Origin of the sequence: Methylobacter sp. (assembly GCF_004322395.1) — a bacterium.
Lineage (GTDB): Bacteria > Pseudomonadota > Gammaproteobacteria > Methylococcales > Methylomonadaceae > Methylobacter_A.
Genome location: NZ_SCTW01000015.1, coordinates 59,876 through 77,781, shown reverse-complemented (window position 1 = coordinate 77,781; position 17,906 = coordinate 59,876). Strand labels below are relative to the sequence as shown.

Annotated in this window: 15 protein-coding genes and 1 tRNA gene; 10 read left to right on the top strand and 6 right to left on the bottom strand. The window is 48.9% G+C overall.

What is annotated here, in order from left to right:
- Positions 1 to 108: 108 nt before the first annotated feature.
- A complete protein-coding gene (gene pdxJ, locus EPO18_RS02800; protein WP_292430201.1) occupies positions 109 to 873 on the top strand; it encodes a pyridoxine 5'-phosphate synthase in 765 nt (254 codons plus the stop codon).
- 105 nt (positions 874 to 978) lie between these two features.
- Here pdxJ and EPO18_RS02795 read toward each other — a convergent pair whose 3' ends face one another.
- The 4 genes from EPO18_RS02795 to EPO18_RS02780 form a co-directional block, all read right to left on the bottom strand.
- Positions 979 to 1,938, bottom strand: a complete 960-nt coding sequence (locus tag EPO18_RS02795) for a sigma-54 interaction domain-containing protein (protein ID WP_292430197.1) — start codon at positions 1,936 to 1,938, stop codon at positions 979 to 981.
- Positions 1,939 to 1,947: 9 nt separating this feature from the next.
- A complete protein-coding gene (locus EPO18_RS02790; RefSeq protein ID WP_292430194.1) occupies positions 1,948 to 2,679 on the bottom strand; it encodes a sulfite exporter TauE/SafE family protein in 732 nt (243 codons plus the stop codon).
- Between the two features lie 64 nt (positions 2,680 to 2,743).
- The gene (gene pyrF, locus EPO18_RS02785; protein WP_292430191.1) at positions 2,744 to 3,469 is read right to left on the bottom strand and encodes an orotidine-5'-phosphate decarboxylase; all 726 of its coding nucleotides are present in this window, start codon (positions 3,467 to 3,469) and stop codon (positions 2,744 to 2,746) included.
- Between the two features lie 38 nt (positions 3,470 to 3,507).
- Positions 3,508 to 3,891, bottom strand: a complete 384-nt coding sequence (locus EPO18_RS02780; RefSeq protein ID WP_292430188.1) for a rhodanese-like domain-containing protein — start codon at positions 3,889 to 3,891, stop codon at positions 3,508 to 3,510.
- A gap of 115 nt (positions 3,892 to 4,006) precedes the next feature.
- Between EPO18_RS02780 and EPO18_RS02775 the strand changes: the two genes are divergently transcribed.
- The 9 genes from EPO18_RS02775 to EPO18_RS20665 all read left to right on the top strand — a co-directional run bounded on the left by EPO18_RS02775 (position 4,007) and on the right by EPO18_RS20665 (position 14,765).
- On the top strand, positions 4,007 to 4,900 hold the full coding sequence (locus EPO18_RS02775; protein ID WP_292430186.1) for an AEC family transporter: 894 nt from the start codon (positions 4,007 to 4,009) through the stop codon (positions 4,898 to 4,900).
- A 412-nt stretch (positions 4,901 to 5,312) separates the two neighbouring features.
- Positions 5,313 to 6,254, top strand: coding sequence for an NADH-quinone oxidoreductase subunit B family protein (locus EPO18_RS02770; protein ID WP_292430181.1), 942 nt, complete (start codon positions 5,313 to 5,315; stop codon positions 6,252 to 6,254).
- A 3-nt stretch (positions 6,255 to 6,257) separates the two neighbouring features.
- Positions 6,258 to 7,796: a nickel-dependent hydrogenase large subunit gene (locus tag EPO18_RS02765; protein WP_292430177.1), complete on the top strand. Its 1,539-nt coding sequence runs from the start codon at positions 6,258 to 6,260 to the stop codon at positions 7,794 to 7,796.
- A gap of 7 nt (positions 7,797 to 7,803) precedes the next feature.
- Complete coding sequence (locus EPO18_RS02760) at positions 7,804 to 8,250, top strand: hydrogenase maturation protease (protein WP_292430174.1); 447 nt, start codon at positions 7,804 to 7,806, stop codon at positions 8,248 to 8,250.
- Positions 8,247 to 10,871 (top strand): EAL domain-containing protein, encoded by a 2,625-nt coding sequence (locus EPO18_RS02755; protein WP_292430171.1) that lies wholly within the window; start codon positions 8,247 to 8,249, stop codon positions 10,869 to 10,871. The genes EPO18_RS02760 and EPO18_RS02755 overlap by 4 nt, the downstream gene beginning before the upstream one ends.
- Before the next feature lie 249 nt (positions 10,872 to 11,120).
- Complete coding sequence (locus EPO18_RS02750) at positions 11,121 to 12,347, top strand: competence/damage-inducible protein A (protein ID WP_292430168.1); 1,227 nt, start codon at positions 11,121 to 11,123, stop codon at positions 12,345 to 12,347.
- 1 nt (position 12,348) lies between these two features.
- Positions 12,349 to 14,256, top strand: coding sequence for an ATP-binding cassette domain-containing protein (locus EPO18_RS02745; RefSeq protein ID WP_292430165.1), 1,908 nt, complete (start codon positions 12,349 to 12,351; stop codon positions 14,254 to 14,256).
- Positions 14,257 to 14,325: 69 nt separating this feature from the next.
- Positions 14,326 to 14,413 (top strand) — tRNA-Ser (locus EPO18_RS02740).
- A gap of 154 nt (positions 14,414 to 14,567) precedes the next feature.
- Entirely contained in the window at positions 14,568 to 14,765 is a 198-nt protein-coding gene (locus EPO18_RS20665; RefSeq protein ID WP_363331470.1) for an Arm DNA-binding domain-containing protein, read from the top strand.
- An 80-nt stretch (positions 14,766 to 14,845) separates the two neighbouring features.
- On the opposite strand, the gene EPO18_RS02735 is transcribed toward EPO18_RS20665, so the two are convergent.
- Together EPO18_RS02735 and EPO18_RS02730 are read right to left on the bottom strand one after the other, a co-directional pair.
- On the bottom strand, positions 14,846 to 15,052 hold the full coding sequence (locus EPO18_RS02735; RefSeq protein ID WP_292430162.1) for a hypothetical protein: 207 nt from the start codon (positions 15,050 to 15,052) through the stop codon (positions 14,846 to 14,848).
- Positions 15,053 to 16,412: 1,360 nt separating this feature from the next.
- Entirely contained in the window at positions 16,413 to 17,819 is a 1,407-nt protein-coding gene (locus EPO18_RS02730) for an amino acid permease (protein ID WP_292430159.1), read from the bottom strand.
- Positions 17,820 to 17,906: the final 87 nt, after the last annotated feature.

Genomic DNA, 17,906 nt, shown 5'->3' with positions numbered 1-17,906 from the left:
TGTTTTTTGCCCTTCGTCTTTCGCCTTTGGTCGATAAGTAGAAAAATATTACAGATCATAATGATCTGCGTTATCCGCGTTCCATTATAAAATCACAAACACACTAAAATGAATAAATCACAGATCCTATTAGGCGTGAATATCGATCACGTAGCCACCTTGAGACAGGCCAGAGGTACGCGTTATCCTGAACCGGTCCAGGCAGCACTCGTTGCAGAGCAGGCTGGCGCCGACGGCATTACCGCGCATTTGCGGGAAGACCGGCGGCATATTCAGGACAGGGACATCTATTTATTAAAGGACATGCTGCATACTCGGCTGAATATGGAAATGGCGGTCACCGATGAAATGGTCGGCATCGCTGTGAAAGTACAGCCCTATGCTTGCTGTCTGGTACCCGAAAAACGGGAGGAGTTGACTACTGAAGGTGGACTGGATGTCGCCGGTAATCTACATCGTCTACAGTGGGCCTGTGATGAATTAGCAAACGCAGGTGTTGAAGTGTCGCTGTTTATCGATCCCGATGAAATGCAGATTGATGCTGCGGTCAAAGCCGGAGCGCCGGTAGTTGAATTGCATACCGGATGTTATGCTGATGCAACTACCCCGCAACAGCAAGCCGAAGAACTGGAGCGTATCAGGAAAGCGGCTGTTTATGCGCATAGTGCCGGATTGCAAGTTAACGCGGGACATGGTCTGAATTTTTATAATGTTGAAGCGATATGCGCGCTACCGCAAATAGTCGAGCTTAATATTGGCCATTCGATTATTGCACAGGCCGTGTTTTCGGGATTGGCCAAGACTGTCAGGGATTTAAAGCAAGTCATGCGCAATGCAAGATTCATGCAGGGCTGTCCTGCCCGGCACCCTTAGGGTAAATGCAAATCCGCTCCCGGCGGATTTGTGCAACAGCGCGATTGATTTTTAAAATACTTGAAAAATAGAAGCCTCTAAAAGATTTTTAGAGGCTGTACAGTCTTATATTGCAAAACCGTGTTTTTGCATGCGGTAAAGCAGGGTGTCGCGGGAGATGCCTAGCAATCTCGCGGACTTGCTGCGATTGCCGTTAGTGCGGTTCAAGGCTTGATGTATTAAGTCGGCTTCTAATGTATCTAGCTTTAAACCGGCCTCAGGCAGAGTAAAGTCGGTTGTTGCTGGCGTATTACCGGCTTTTTGGGTTGTGAATTCAAACGGAAGGTTTTCCGGCTCGATAACTTTACCGGCTAATAAAATACTGAGCCTTTCGCACACATTGCGTAATTCACGAATATTGCCCGGCCATGAGTAGGTTTTTAGTGTTTTTAAAGCCTGCTTGCTGAATTTAGGAGCAGTTAGTGCATGCGTGTTCTGGAAGATGTCCAGAAAGTGCTTGATCAGCGGCTCAATATCTTCAGTGCGTTGTGCTAGTGGCGGTAACTCTAAAGGCACGACATTCAAACGAAAGTACAAATCCGATCTGAATTCGCCAGCTTCGATTTGCTTGTTTAGGTCTGTGTTCGTTGCAGAAATAACGCGGACATCGACTTTATAAGGTTTAACTTCCCCGACCGCAAGACATTCGCCGGATTCAAGAAAACGTAATAATTTTGCCTGAATCGACAACGGCAATGAATTGATTTCATCAAGGAACAGAGTGCCGCCATCAGCTGCTTGGAAAAGGCCTTGTTTGTCGGATGTGGCCCCTGTAAACGAACCTTTTTTATGGCCGAACAGTTCCGACTCGATCAGGCTTTCAGGCAATGCTGCACAATTTAAGGTAATAAAAGCTTTATTGGCACGAGCGCCGGCCTGTTGAATGGCAGTGGCGAGTACTTCTTTGCCGGTGCCTGTTTCTCCTTTGAGCAACACTGTGACATCGGTAGCTGCAACGATTCTGGCGCTACGGATTAAGGAATCCAATGCAGGAGATTGACCGATGATCGCGTTAAAATGATCCATAGATACCTCTTAATTATGTAGTGCCATATGCGTTGTAATCGCCATGGGATTAAGCCAGGGCAGGGCAGCCAATAGAGCCAGCACGATCATGAACAGGCCTATAGCCTGTTTGAAGCGCTGCATTCTGGACAACCTTGTTAATATTCCGGTCATTATACCGACTCCCATGACTGCCGGTAAAGTTCCCAGTCCGAAAAACAGCATTGTTAGAGCGCTTTGCCTGATGTCGCCAGCGGTTGCGGCGAGCGCCAAAGCCGAATAGACCAAGCCGCACGGCAACCATCCCCACACCATGCCGAAAAGATAAGCTTGGCTAGGGTTTTTTACCGGGATCAGCTTACGGCCGAAAGGCTCGATTTTTTTCCAGAAACGCAGGCCGATTTTTTCAATATAGGCAAAGCGGGGAAACCATCCGGCTATATAAAGTCCCGCTCCGGTCATGATCGCGGCCGATAGTATTTGCAACAGTCTGTGCCCGCTGATTTCACCCATCGGCATAGTGACCAATGTTTCAATAACGCCAGCTAATGCCCCGGCTAGTGTGTAGCTGGTAATGCGGCCGATGTTGTAATTAAACACAAAAGGGAGCAGCCGCTTTTTTTGATTTCGTATTTCCGGACTTAGGCTTAAGGTTAATGTGCCTATAATGGAGCCGCACATGCCGATACAGTGCATGCTGCTGAATAAACCCATGGTAAACGCGACCAGAGTGGAGGTAGTAAATGCTAAATCAAATTCCATAGTCGCAAGGCATTATTATAAAAATAGGTGAGGGCGGCCGCCGGTCGCCTTTTTTGATTGAGAATTATTGAAACTGAGAAAGAATTTGCGACTGAATCTTCTCAGCCATTGCTTTGCGATTTTCAGCGTCGCGGATAGGTCTCCCGACAACGATATAATCAGCGCCGTTTTGGAAAGCCATTTCTACACTAACCACGCGTTTTTGGTCGTCTTCTTCACGATTATCGACAGGCCTGATGCCCGGTGTGATGACAAGTAGCTTATGATCCAGCTCTTCTCTGAGCATCGCGACTTCAAGACCGGACGAAACAATGCCGTCGCAGCCGATTTGCAAGGCGCGTTTAGCACGGGATAAAACCAGCTCGCGCACATCGCAGGCAAATCCCAAGTCGTCAAGATCGCCGCGATCCAAGCTGGTTAACGCGGTTACGGCCAGTACTTTAAGATCGCCTTTTTCCTTGGCGGCGGCTTCCATAATCGCATCGTTGCCGTGAATGGTGGCCAGGTCGACGCCTTTGCTGCTTAAGGCTTTAATGGCCCTGCCTACGGTGGCGGGAACGTCAAAAAACTTCAGGTCGACAAAGATTTTTTTATTTTGCTGTTTTAACCATTCAATAAAACCGAAATAATCGCCCGACATGAACAGTTCCATGCCGACCTTGTAAAAGATCACCGAATCGCCGAGTTCTTCCACTAAAGCTTGTGCTTCCGGAATGCTGGGGACATCCAGCGCCATGATTAAGCGTTCACGGACGGGGATGGATTTGGTTGATATAAATGATTGAGACATATGGTTAAGGTAAAAGGTTCAAGGTAAAAGGTTCAGGTCTATTCGGTCACTAGGCCTTGTTCATGCCAAGCCTGAATTCCGCCGTTCATTAAGTAAACCTTGGAAAATCCCGCCGCCTTTAACATCAGCTGGGCCTGTGCGGAACGTAGGCCGGCTTGGCATTGTGTGATAACCGTGCGGTTTTTATAAGATTCAAGTTCCTGTAGCCGTTCATTTAATTGGGATAGCGGAATATGAATAGCGCCGTGAATATGGTGTTCATTCCAGTCGTCATTTTCACGTACATCTACAATAACCGCCTTGTTTCTGACGCGCATTGTTGCGGCTTCTTTAGGCGAGATGACATCGGTTTCAGCAACGGCAAAAGGACTGGCCATCAATAAAAAAACACCGATTCGGCAATATCTTGAAAGTAAACGCACTTAAACGCTCCCGAATAATAAGTCGACATATATTACCGGAACTTGTTTTAACGGTGAATGTTAAAATTCACTATTGCCACAATAGTCCACGATTATGAATTCAACATTGATACAAATGACCCTGATAATGGCATGCGGCGCAGGTTGGCGTTTTGCAAAACCTGCGGGCTTGTCAGCCGAGCAAACGCGGCAGGTTTTGACCACGGTGGTCTATTATTTATTGCTGCCGGCCATGGTATTGGAGGTTCTATGGTCGGCAGATATAGGCTTGCATTCTTTTCAGTATACCTTGCTGGGTGTGGGCAGTATTGTTTTTGCGATGTTTTGCCTTTGGATTGTTGGTGCACTGTTCAAGTTTGAAGACCGGCGCATGGGCGCGATGATATTGGCGGCGGCATTCCCGAATGTGACCTATCTGGGCTTGCCGGTTTTGGAACAAACGTTTGGCAGTTGGTCCAGATCGGTGGTCATACAGATGGATTTGTTTGCAGCTACGCCTTTATTGTTTACCGCTGGTGTTATCGTGGCGCGGCATTACGGCGAAGATAGCGCAGCAAAGCCTAGATCGTTATGGCTGTTTTTTAACGCACCGCCGTTCTGGGCTGCGGCTGTCGCGGTTATGTTGAATCTGAACGGCTTGGTTGCCCCGGTATGGCTTACCGGTGTACTGCAAAAATTATCTGCCGGAGTTGTACCGCTGATGCTATTTTCTTTAGGTCTGGCTTTAAGCTGGAAAGCAGTAACCGTCCGTAACATCCCCTACGTCATCCCCGTCATGTTGATTAAAATGGCGCTGATGCCGTTGTTTGCCATGGTTTTAGTCGGCTATTTGCCTATTGTCGGCGAATATCGTGCTGCGGCTGTGCTTGATTTGTGCATGCCAAGCATGTTGCTGGGTATCGTTTTTTGTGATCGTTATCGGCTGGATAGTTCGTTGTATGCGATGGCGGTAACGGTGACCACAGCGATCAGCCTGATTGCATTGCCGTTCTGGCATAGCGTGTTATAGAAACGAAAGCCCGGATCAACCTAGAAAAAGCAGTTCAGCCACGGATGAACACGGATTTTCACAGATGAACAACGGGTTACATCTATTCCTCGTGTCACACAATATTTATCAGTGTTTATCTGCGTAAATCCGTGGCTAAATAACTAAAATCAACAGCAATCTCTATAAAATTATCATGAGCTCAGGCATGCATCCAACGTATGCTATAGGCTTTGATAATTCGGATGACCTCGCGATAAACAAGGCTTACAATGACAAAACATTTAGAGCCTAAGTCCATCAAGCAAGTTTGACGACAATAAGCGAGATAGCGTAAAACACGTTCCCGCATCGTTACGCTCCAATGAGAGCTGTAATATCGGGTTTTTCTTGGGTACGTATTTATTCAATGTTGAAGTATCACAGAGGTTTTATGACATCATTACTTTGGCTACAAACCGGCTCCTGCGGTGGCGACACCATGTCGATTTTGTGTGCGGACAGCCCGTCTCTGGAAGAACTCGTGGATGAATACAACATTGAGATGCTGTGGCAACCTTCCCTGTCGATAGAGCCGACCAGCCGACTGGACACTTTGATCGAGGCGATCCTCGCGGATCAACAAGCCCTCGATATTTTGTGCGTTGAGGGCAGCATTATCACCGGCCCGAATGGCTCAGGCATGTACGATCCATATCGGGGACGTTCCAAAATGAGCCTGATCAGCCAGCTGGCCGAAAAGGCGGGATACGTAGTAGCCCTGGGTACTTGCGCATCATATGGCGGCGTCCATGCCGCACCGCCTAATCCGACTGATTGTCTCGGCTTGCAGTTCGACAAGCAGTCTCCCGGCGGCTTGTTGCCGATTGAATGGCGTTCGCGAAAAGGTTTGCCGGTCATCAATCTCTCAGGCTGCCCGGCACATCCCAATGCGATGACCAAAATACTGGCCATGCTGGCATCCGGGCTTCCGGTAGAACTCGACCATATTAACCGCCCCAAAGCCTTTTTCAATACTACTGTGCATCAAGGCTGCACACGCAACGAATATCACGAGTATAACGTGGAAGAAACCGTGTTCGGCGGTAAAGCGTGCATGTTCTTTAATCTGGGCTGCCAAGGACCGGTCACGGTGGCTATTTGCAACACCGAACTCTGGAACGGCCGCAGCAGCAAGACCCGTGCAGGAGTGCCATGTTTTGGCTGCACGTCCCCGGATTTTCCCCAGGATCAGGATCTATTTCGCACCGAAAAAATCGGTACCATTCCGGTACATCTACCGCTGGGCGTAGAGCGGGCCAATTACATGGCTTACAAGAGCTTAGCTCATGAAGCAGCCCCTGAGCGGGTGCTGAACAAGACCATGGATCCTTAACCCATGTCCAAAAGAACTATTCAAATAGACCTTAACCGGGTCGAGGGCGATCTCGATTTTCAGTTGGAACTGGAAGACAACAAAGTCGTCGACGCCCGCTGTATCGGCTCGATGTATAGAGGGTTCGAACAAATCCTGATAAGCCGCAAGCCCAAAGATTCTTTGGTGATTACGCCGCGTATCTGCGGCATTTGCGGCACCGCGCAATTAACCGCTGCGGTGCTGGCGTTGGAAAATCTAGCCGGCATTGCTGTGCCGCCCGCAGCTATTCGCATCCGCAACCTATGTTTGATGGCCGAGACGGTGCAAAGCGATCTGCGACAGTCTTTTTTATTTTTTACTGCGGATTTTTGTCATCCCAAATATGACGATCGGTCGTTTTATCAAAAAGCGCGCACTGCTTTCCTGCCGTTCAAAGGCTGGGTTCATCGTGGTGCGCTTGAACATTCGCGTCATCTCGTCGAAATTATTGCGCTGTTTGGCGGTCAGTGGCCGCATTCGTCTTATATGTTGCCGGGCGGTGTAACTACGCCTGCGAGTAGCCGCCACATTATCGACAGTCTGTCGATCCTCAACAAAGTGACCCGTTGGTTCGAACAGAACATTATCGGCACCGACCTGGATTCCTGGCTGGCCCTGGAATCCGCCGATGAGTTTTTTACTTGGCTGACAGCGAAGGAGGCCCACGCCGACGGCGCCATCGGGCTATTCACAATGATGAGTCGCGGCATCGGCCTGCATCATGTAGGTTTCGGTACGCCGCATATGCTCAGTTACGGTTCTTACGACGACCCGGCCGATGCCGGGACTTTTCCTCCGCAGCGCAAGCATTTGTTCCGGGCCGGTTTCCTCAATGGCGATACCGGTAATGTCGAGCCTTTCGAGCAAGCCGAAATCACCGAGCATGTGCGCTATTCCTGGTTTCAGCCGTACACGGGCGGTCGCCATCCGTTTCAGGGGCAGACCATTCCGGATTATCAACCCCACTCCGATCGCTATACCTGGTGCAAAGCTCCGCGCTATCAAGATAAAGTCGTGCAAACCGGCCCTCTGGCCGATGCGCTGATCGACGGCGAGCCGTTGATCAGCTCGTTATATCAGGCGGAGGGCGGCAATGCCTGGCTTCGTCAGTTCGCCCGCTTACGCCGTACCGCTCGGCTGCTGCATAAAATGCGCGAAACTCTGAATGAGCTGGCCGCGCATCCTAACGACCCGCATATGATTCCTCCCGACAAGCTGGAAATCCCTGACGGGGAGGGCTGTGGGCTGGTAACGGCAGCGCGCGGTGCACTGGGTCATTGGTTGCAAGTCACCGACGGCGTGATTAGCTGCTATCAAGTTATAACGCCAACCGCCTGGAACGCATCGCCCAAAGATAGCGAAGGCCGGCACGGGCATTGGGAGAGCAGTTTGATTGGCCTGACTGTCGACGATCCCGACGATCCGGTGGAAATCGGCCATATTATCCGCTCCCATGATCCCTGTCTGGTCTGTACCGTGCATGTGCTCGATACGGGCAAACGCATGACCTTATGGCCCTAAGCTAAGTATGCGCCACATTGTTTGTTTCGGTAATGAACTGCATGGAGATGACGGTTTCGGTGTCCGCATCTACGCACAGCTTCGGCAGTTAACATGGCCGAAAAATGTCGAGATATTCAATGCGGGCATCGCCGGACTCAATGCGCTTCGGTTTTTTGAAAATTGCAGTCAGGCGATTCTGGTCGATGCCTTGGCCAATTTCGGGAATACCGGCGAGATTTTTGCGTTGAAACCGGAGGATTTGGCCGACAGACCTCAGCAGCTCACCGGCCACGGTTTGGGAATTCCGTATTTACTGGAAGCTCTTAAAGTCATCAGGGAACCGTTGCCGGATATTCTGATCGTGGGTGTCGAAATCGCTGCCGTCACCCCGTTTTTTTCCGGCTTGTCCGATAAAACCGAACAGGCCGTACCCAAAGCTGTCCGATTAATACAAGATCTTTTACCGGAATGAGCCGTCAACGTCCACGTTTTCGCGATGTCATCGTTGAATCGGTAACATTCCTCGACTCGGTCGATCCGCCGCGCTGGAAAGGCCGGTTGCAATTACCGGGCGAGCACCGCCCTATCGATATTCTGATTTTCAATATTCAGGGCGAATTTAAGGCTGTCCCCGCTCTTTGTTCTCATGAAGGTTACGATCTGACGCATTGTCCGCTGTCCAACGGAAACAGCCTTGTTTGTCCGGCGCACGGCCGATGCATCGATTTGAAAATTGCCGAGTTCAGTGTCCAAGAACACGAAGGTCAATTTCTGGTGTCCTTAAACCAAACCAGCCAGTTAGAAACAGTTGAAAATATCTCCGGCAGCGGAGATTCCGAAACAGTGCTTAGGCTGCAGGAAGAAATAGAGGAATTACGCTTAGCCAATCTGAAACAGCAAAGGCAAATCCTTGTTATCACCCAAAGCATGGATGCCATGCTCAGCGAATCGGAACAGCAAAAGGCAAAGCTCCAACATAGAGCGAATCAGCAGCAAGACCTTAATCGCTTTGTCGAGCGCGTCATGGATACTATCGAAGACCTTCTGTTCGTCATTGATACCGAAGGCCGAATTCGGCGGCTGAATACAGGGGTGGAGCGGGAGCTCGGATTCACCGAAGCTGAATTATTGGGAACCGGTATCGACGATTTGTTATCTCCTGTTGAACAACAGCATCTTGCCGGAGATTTGCCGGTTTTGCCTTGGGCTGTCCGTTCCGTATTTTTGGAAACCGTCAGGCTTAAAGGCGACTACACAGGTGAGCATGAGCTTTTAAGAAAAAATCAGGATGGCTCTAAATCCATCTATTGGCTGAATAGCAGTTTGCTGCATTCGGAGCAGGGAAAACTGGAAGGAGCAGTCGTAACCGCTTTGAACATCACCGAGTTAAAAGATCGGGAAACCCGCCTACGACTGAGTGCCAAGGTCTTCGACAATAGTAGCGAGGCGATTTTCATTACCGATCCTCAGGGTACTATCATGGAAGTCAATGAGGCATTCTGCGAAATCACCGGCTATCGGCGTTCCGAAGTGCTGGGTCGGAATCCCCGTATGTTGAAATCGAATCTGCATGACAGGCCGTTTTACAAAGATTTATGGCACTCGCTATTGAATGAGGGGGAATGGAAAGGAGAAATATGGGATCGCCGAAAAAATGGCGAATTTTGCCCCATGCTGCTCAGCATCAACGCAGTTACTGATAAACTGGGTCGGCTAACGCATTATGTGGCGATCTCCACGGACATCAGCCATCAGAAACAAACGGAACAGGAGCTTAAACAGCTGGCGTACTACGATGTGCTGACCAATCTTCCTAACCGGTTTCTGTTCAAGGATCGGTTTGAGCACGAAATCTGTTCGGCAGAACGCAATAATGCTCGTCTCGCATTGTTTTTTCTTGATCTGGATCATTTTAAGAACGTCAACGATACGCTCGGCCATTGGGCCGGCGATAGTTTATTAAAGATTATCGCAACGCGTATTCAAGAGTGCTTACGCAAAACCGATACGGTTGCCCGTATGGGCGGAGACGAGTTTACCATTATCCTACCCGGTTTAGTCGGCATCACCGATGCAACGGAGCTTGCTCGAAAATTGGTCGATGCGATGACCAGGCCGGTGCAAATTAACGACCACACGGTTTTCGTCGGCGTCAGCATCGGCATCGCCATTTTTCCCGATGATGGCGATGACTTCGATACTCTTACCAAGCATGCGGATACCGCTATGTATGCGGCAAAAGCAAAAGGCCGAGGTATGTTTCAATACTTCGAAGCGGGCATGAACGAGGCAGCGCATCAGAGGCTTTCATTGGAAAACGCATTGCGTTCGGCTATAGAACAGGAAGAATTCCAGCTTTATTACCAGCCTAAAGCCGACAGCTCTTTAAGCCGCATAACCGGGGCTGAAGCGCTGATTCGCTGGAAGCGTCCCGGTTTCGGTATTGTGCCGCCGGAACGCTTTATCGCTATCGCCGAGGAAGCGGCTTTAATTATTCCGTTAGGCAAATGGATACTGAAGACAGCCTGTTTGCAAGCCAATGAGTGGGCCAACAGACAGGAAAGCTTTCGGATAGCAATCAACTTATCGCCTCTACAACTTTTGGCCGATAATTTTATTGCTATTCTCGACAGCATTTTGGACGAAACTGGTACGAATCCTGGCTGGATTGAGTTAGAAGTGACCGAAAGTTTGGTCATGCACGATATCGAAAAAGCGACCGAACGTTTACAGCAAATCCGGGAACGCGGTATTCATCTCGCTATGGACGACTTCGGCACCGGTTATTCGTCTTTATCCTATTTGCAAAAATTACCCATCCAGACTCTTAAAATCGACCGCTCGTTCATTTTGGCCTATAACGACGACCCCGCTTCGAACGAGGCGGCGTTTATTAAGACCATCGTGTCTTTGGGACAGGTTTTAAACATGAAGGTAATCGCCGAAGGCGTCGAAACCGAACCCCAGTTGACACTGTTACAGTCTTACGGTTGTCACGAGATTCAAGGATATTATCTTTCGCCTCCATTGCCGGCCGATGAGTTTCAGAGACGCTGGATTGATCACGGCATTGTTGAATCAATCAAAAAATAGCCGGAACTCCTGTAAGCTTAAAAACCGCAATTGATCCACGAAAACCACGAAAGACACGAAATAAAAGCAGTACGTTGGCTTTTCGTGCTTTTTGTGTCGTCTAGAGGCGTCTACTTTTGGTTTTCGTGGACAAAATGATTTTTTTGGGGATAAATCAACTTCCATTTTCAGTGTTAAGGCCAATTTGTATTTCAAAACGCTTTAGCCGACTATGGTCGGCATACAAACTCAATAACCCTGATTTCCAGCATGAATCCAACATTAGAAATATTCTCCCAAGGTGAAGAAGTCGTTACCGGGCAAATCGTCGATACCAATGCGGCCTGGTTGTCGGAACAAGCCGTAACTATGGGATTTACCGTAACCCGGCATACTGCTGTAGGCGACAAGCTTGATGATTTGGTAACCTTGCTGAGGGAGATTTCAGTGCGCGCAGACTGCTGCGTTTGCACGGGCGGTTTAGGGCCGACCGTTGATGATTTGACATCCGAGGCTGTCGCCGAAGCGTTCGATTTGCCGCTGGAATTCGATGCCGTTGCCTTTGAGCAGATCAAGCGGTTCTTTACGCTCAGAAACCGGATCATGCCCGAGTCGAACCGCAAGCAGGCAATGTTTCCGAAGGGGGCTGAGCGTATTGATAATGCCTGGGGCACTGCGCCGGGTTTTTCTTTGCAAGTCGGGCGTTGTTGGTTTTCTTTTGTACCCGGCGTGCCTAAGGAAATGCAGCATTTGTTTTTGGAAACCATTCGGCCAACGCTGGCAAGCCGGTTTTTATTGCGACCGGAAAAGTTAGTCACTATTAAAACCTTGGGTATAGGCGAGTCGGCGATTCAGGAGATTATCAGCGCAATTGAAATCCCGGCTCAAGTACAGTTGGGTTTCCGTGCAAGCCCTGACGATGTGCAAACCAAATTGCTGTTTCCGCATGATTATCCAGAAACGGCTATGAACTCGTTGGCGTCCAAAATTGCAGCAGCGCTCGGCGATAATGTTTTTGCAATTGACGGCTTCGGGCCGGCAAGCGGCGATCTGGTGTTTACGGTCGACCAGTTGATGACTAGCGAAAAATATACACTGGCTTTAGTGGAAACGGCCAGCCAGGGCCTATTGGCGGCGAAGTGCGTAGGTTTGAAATGGCTGCTGGAAACCCGCTACGAGCAATCTTTGGAAAGGCTGGGACAAAAACTGGGAATTACGATAAATGCCGATGATTTATGGGCGACTGCGCAAGCTATCGCCAGCGAAATAAAACAGACCGGCGATGCCGATTTTGTGCTGGTTCAGCTCTACGCCGGAGACAGTCAAACATTTCACGATAAAGACCAAGCCATTATTCTATATAATGTACTGCTAACTGGAGATGGATTTCATCGAACTACTCATTCAGTGGCAGGCCCTATCAAACGCAAGCAAAATCAATCGGCGTTACTGGCACTGGATTTATTACGACGCTATTTACAACATAAAGAACTTTAAAATGCCCTTATTACGATTGTCCAACGTTTCCATTGCCTATGGAACTCATGCTCTATTAAACAATGCCGATTTTCAGCTGGATGCTGGAGAGCGGGTAGGATTGTTAGGCCGTAACGGCGAGGGTAAATCAACCTTAATGAAGATTATTGCCGGTAATGTCCAGCCCGATCACGGCGACATATGGCAGCAACCGGGATTAAGACTGGCATGGTTGGAGCAAACGCCGGAATTGCCGGATGATGCAACCATTTACGATGCGGTTGCCGGTGGCTTGGGCGAGTTGGGCGAGTGGATTACCCGTTACCACGCGATGTCGTTAACCATGGATTATGATGACGACAAGGCTTTGAATGAGCTGGGCGATTTGCAGCACAAACTCGAAGCGCATAACGGTTGGCACTTTCAGCAGCGTGTTGAAACTACCTTAAGCAAACTGGATCTGCCCGGCGAATTGAAAATCAACGGCTTGTCTGGCGGCTGGAAACGGCGCGTCGCTTTAGCTCGCGCTTTGGTCATAGAGCCTGAAGTATTATTACTCGATGAGCCGACCAACCATCTGGATTTTGAAAGCATTACCTGGCTGGAAGAACAACTGCTGAATTTCCAGGGTGCGGTATTGTTCGTGACTCACGACCGGTCGTTTTTGCAAAAACTGGCAACCCGGATTATCGATCTGGATCGCGGCAATCTGGTATCCTGGCAGGGCAGTTATGACGATTTTTTAACCCGCAAAGCTGCCGCGCTGGAAGACGAAGCCAACCAGAATGCTGAGTTTGACAAGAAACTGGCCGATGAAGAAGTCTGGATCAGGCAGGGCATAAAAGCCCGGCGTACCCGTAATGAAGGCCGGGTCAGGGCGCTGGAGAGGTTGCGTGCCGAACGCGCTCAGCGTCGCAATACTCAAGGTACCAGCAAAATATCCCTGGACAGGGGCGATGCCTCCGGTAAAAAAGTTATTGAAGTCAACGATATCAGCTTTGCTTATGGGGACCGGCAGATTATCAAGCATTTTTCCACGCTGATTCAACGCGGCGACAAAATCGGCCTGATCGGCGCGAACGGCGCAGGCAAATCCACCTTATTGAAGTTGCTGCTAAAACAGCTGGAACCCGACAGCGGCACGGTAGAGCAGGGCACTCGATTGGAAATTGCCTACTTCGACCAGTTGCGCGATCAGCTTGACCCGGAAATGACCGTTGCCGACACCGTCGCCGATGGCAATGACTTTGTTGAAATTTCAGGTAACCAGCGGCATGTGATGTCTTATCTGGGGGATTTCCTGTTTGCACCGGCCAGAGCGCGTTCGCCAGTCAAAAGCTTGTCCGGTGGCGAGAAAAACCGTTTGTTGCTGGCGCGGTTATTTACCAAGCCCGCCAATTTGATCGTCATGGACGAGCCGACCAATGATCTGGATTTGGAAACTTTGGAGCTTCTGGAAGAAAAGCTGGTCGACTTTGACGGCACGTTGCTGCTGGTCAGTCATGACCGGGCTTTTCTGGATAACGTGGTAACCAGCGTTTTTGTTCTCGATAGATCAGGCGAAGTCGATGAGTTTGTCGGCGGCTATACCGATTGGATGAATCATGTTAAGCAGGCGAAACAGGCCGAAGCTGTCAAGATAACTAAGCAGGAAAAGCCAGCGGCACCGGCTCCCGTGCGTCCCACTATGAAGAAAAAGCTGAGCTTTAAAGAGCAACAGGAACTGGCTAAATTGCCGGAGCTGATTGATGAACTGGAAACCAAGCAAGCGGAATTAAACCGGCAAATCAGTGAGCCTGAGTTCTATAAACAAGATTCAACAGCCGTTGCTAAGACCCTGGATGAACTAAAACAGATCGATGAAAAACTGGAGCAAGTTTACCTGCGATGGGATGAGTTAGAAGCGCTGACTGAGGCAAGTGGCGGTTAGGGCATTGCGTCAAAATGCAATATCGATTATTCTAGTCGGCTTCCTGTGATCACAGGAGGCAAAATAATAGGAGAGATGGCCGAGTGGTCGAAGGCGCACGCCTGGAAAGTGTGTATACGGCAACGTATCGAGGGTTCGAACCCCTCTCTCTCCGCCATTTACGCATCCAGTGAGATGCCAAGAAGTGCAAAAACCCGCAAGTTATCTGGCTTGGCGGGTATTTTTTTGTCCAGCGAAGTGCAATTAGGGTTCGTTGGCATTCAGGGGATCGTGGGGGCAACACAGCTATCCTATAATGGAGTTACCCCCCAATGCTATCTGATGCAGCTTGTAAGAACGTCCACAAACACGAAAAAACGCCTTTCAAGCTGACCGATGAAAAGGGATTGTATCTTTTGCTGAAGCCTCAAGCGGATGGCCGGGGTAAGTGGTGGCGTTTTAAATATCGGTTTGGGGGTAAGGAAAAGTCGTTATCTTTTGGCACTTGCCCCGGTATCGGAGGAGGATAGGGGTGTAATTCTTCCACGCTTATCATTCCCAGACCATCAGCACACGCAAACATTTATGGCCGCGTAATTAAAATTTTAGCCTAGGCGGTTTCTGGACACTTATCAGCGCATAAGGTTTGTGGTTCCGTTTCATCTATTGATCTACCGAAAGGGAAATAAATGTAATCACTGTTGTGGTTGTGACATATCACCGAGATATTGGGTTGATCAATTAATTCGGTTGGATGTTTTTCACCACATTTTGGACAAAAAACTGCTACAGCAATATTTTCATGTAATTTTTTCATGACACTCTTCTCAGTAAAAGTAAGCTTAAATGGGTCGCATGAAGTTCATTTGTTCTTGTTGCTTAATAAATTAATAACTTGAATTGCGCTATAAGTGCAAACGAACCTCTCGTTGATCACTTAATTTAGTGAAAGCGAATCTGGTAAAAAGCATAAGAATTCATAAGCTGAGTTCTAGGGCTCGCGGTGAGTGTCTCTTATTTTCGAGCTCGGATAAATACGTGTAATTACTTAAATCACCGTTTAAATAACAATAAGCGCGCAGCATCAAAAGAAACGGATAATGACCGCATCGAACCAGCAGTACAGCGGCTTAAGTGGCTATGCTGACCGCAAAAGAATCAGTTAATGGCAAAACCTATTAGCTCAATGAGCAGATAACCGCGCTCTTATCGCCGCGTATGGTTCACGGTTGGTGTGCACAAATAAAGATTCTCAAAACAACCCCATGAACCGACTTAAAGCCAATGTGATAACGTAACAATCAAGGCCGGGCGACACTGGCTTTATTGTGTCGAAAGCCGGGGTAGGGTTGATCGTGTGGGGGTAGCTGTTTTAATGATTTTTAAAATGCCTTTAATAACGGAGCTTTCAAGGTATGTTCTATTGTCTCCCTCGCATAAATCGTCGAATCAGTTCAAAATTCGCCATTTCAAATTCTCGCTTTTAATAGCCTGACGCTTAGTCATTCCGCTGCTTAAGCACCAATCTCAGATTCAAAATTTATCTCACTGAAATTTTTTCGCAAAAATCGCGCAGGCGAGAAGAAGTGATTTTGGGCGGTGCTGGGTCCAATACCGTTGACTTAAGCAGTTGGTTGAGCGTAGCCGACGTTGGCTTCGGCTACGCTCAGCCAACGCGGTGGCTTTGGTTAAGTCAACAGGATTAGGTGCTGGGGCTTGCGCCCGGTTTAGAGGCGGTAGTGGAGGATTGCTGTTAGTTCGTCTATTAGGGTGAACTTGGAACTCGATCTTATCGTTACAAAAGTGTGTTGATCGTTCTTGCCTATTGTATCGATTTCCCGAGAGCCGATGCGGGTCTCTTTTGCGCAACGACCTCAGGATGTTCGTCGATACTCATTCGTTTCCTGATTTGACTGCGCTTATCCGCTTTTATCTGCGCCAGCATCTTTTGCCTAGATTGCGTTTCAGCTCTCGGCACAGAGTTGACGCTGATAAGCATAGTAGTTTGGCGGTCTCTTTCCGGTTTTTTCTGCATCTCAATTTGGTATCTTTGTGCTTGGTTTAGCTTTTATAGTTTCTCATACGCTTTTTCGTCTTTGGTCGAATAAAAAATCGCGAAACTATATCAGCTAAACTTTTCTTTTCCAGTCGGTGGCGATTGCACTGATGAGTTGAACCTAAGTTTTGATTAACTTGCTATGCTGCACTGAATAAGAAAAATACACTATTAATCCAATAACCAGCCAGATCACAAAGCGCAGCCAGGTGAGGGCGGGTAAAAATGCCATTAGCGCAGAGCAAGATAATATGCCTAGCACCGGAAACAGCGGGCTAAACGGTGAGCGGAACGGACGATTCATATTCGGCTTGCTGATGCGCAATACCAATACTCCTAAACACACTAGTACGAATGCAGCCAAGGTGCCGATGTTGACCAGTTCGGCCAGATCGCCGAGAGGTATGAAGCCAGCGGCTATTGCCATGATGATGCCGCATAATACGATGACACGTACCGGCGTTTGGGTTTTGGGGTTCACTTCGCTAAAGAATGGCGAGAGCAGGCCGTCGCGTGACATTGCGAAAATGATGCGAGTCAGGCCGTAATACAAAACCAGCATCACGGTAGTAAGACCGGCAATAACCCCAGTTGAGATTAGCGCCGATGCCCAATTGTAACCAAGCAGGTTCAGCGCGTGAGCGACAGGTGACGATACGTTGAGTTCGGTATAGTTAACGACGCCAGTCAGCAGGCCTGATACCAGGATGTAGATAACGGTGCAAAAGCCTAGAGACATGACGATGCCAAAAGGCAGGTCGCGTTGTGGGTTACTGGCTTCCTCGGCGGCAGTGGATACCGCATCGAAGCCGACGTAGGCGAAAAACACCAGCGATGCGCCGGCCAGGACGCCGGTAGTTTTGCCGTCAGGCAGGGTTTGAAACCAACCGAACGGCATAAATGGCTGCCAATTCTCCGGATGGATGTTGAATACGGCAACAGCAATAAAAACGGTAATAGTGAGCAGCTTGACGAACACCATTGCATTGTTGACTTTGGCGCTGTGTTTTACGCCCATGATCAGCAGTAGCATCAATATCAAAATGATGGCGGTTGCAGGCAGGTTGATTAAGCCTCCGAGTTTAGGTGATTTAGTCAACATCTCCGGCAACGGTATGCCGATGGCGGTCAGTGCGTTGTTAAAATAGCCCGACCAGCCATTGGCGACGGTCGCAACGGCAAGGCTGTATTCCAGCAGCAAGTCCCAGCCGATTATAAAAGCGAATATTTCCCCGAATGCAACATAGCTGTAGCCGTAAGCACTGCCGCAGCCGCCGACCGAAGCGGCTAACTCTGCATAAGACAAAGCTGCAAAAGCGCAGGCGAGTCCGGCTATGACAAATGATAGCATCACGGCAGGTCCGGATTGGGTGGCGGCGGCGACTCCGGTTAGTACAAATATACCGGTGCCAATGATCGCGCCGATGCCGAGAAAGGCCAAATCCCATTTTGACAGGCAACGCCTGAGGCCGGTACCCGCGTCATCATCTGAAATAACATGTTTACTGCGAAAAATTTGCATGGACATTTGACGGTCTCTTATTAGATGTAATATGTTGAATTGGCTGAATTATAGGGTGAATAGCGATAATCTCCAAAACAAGTCCATCAAATC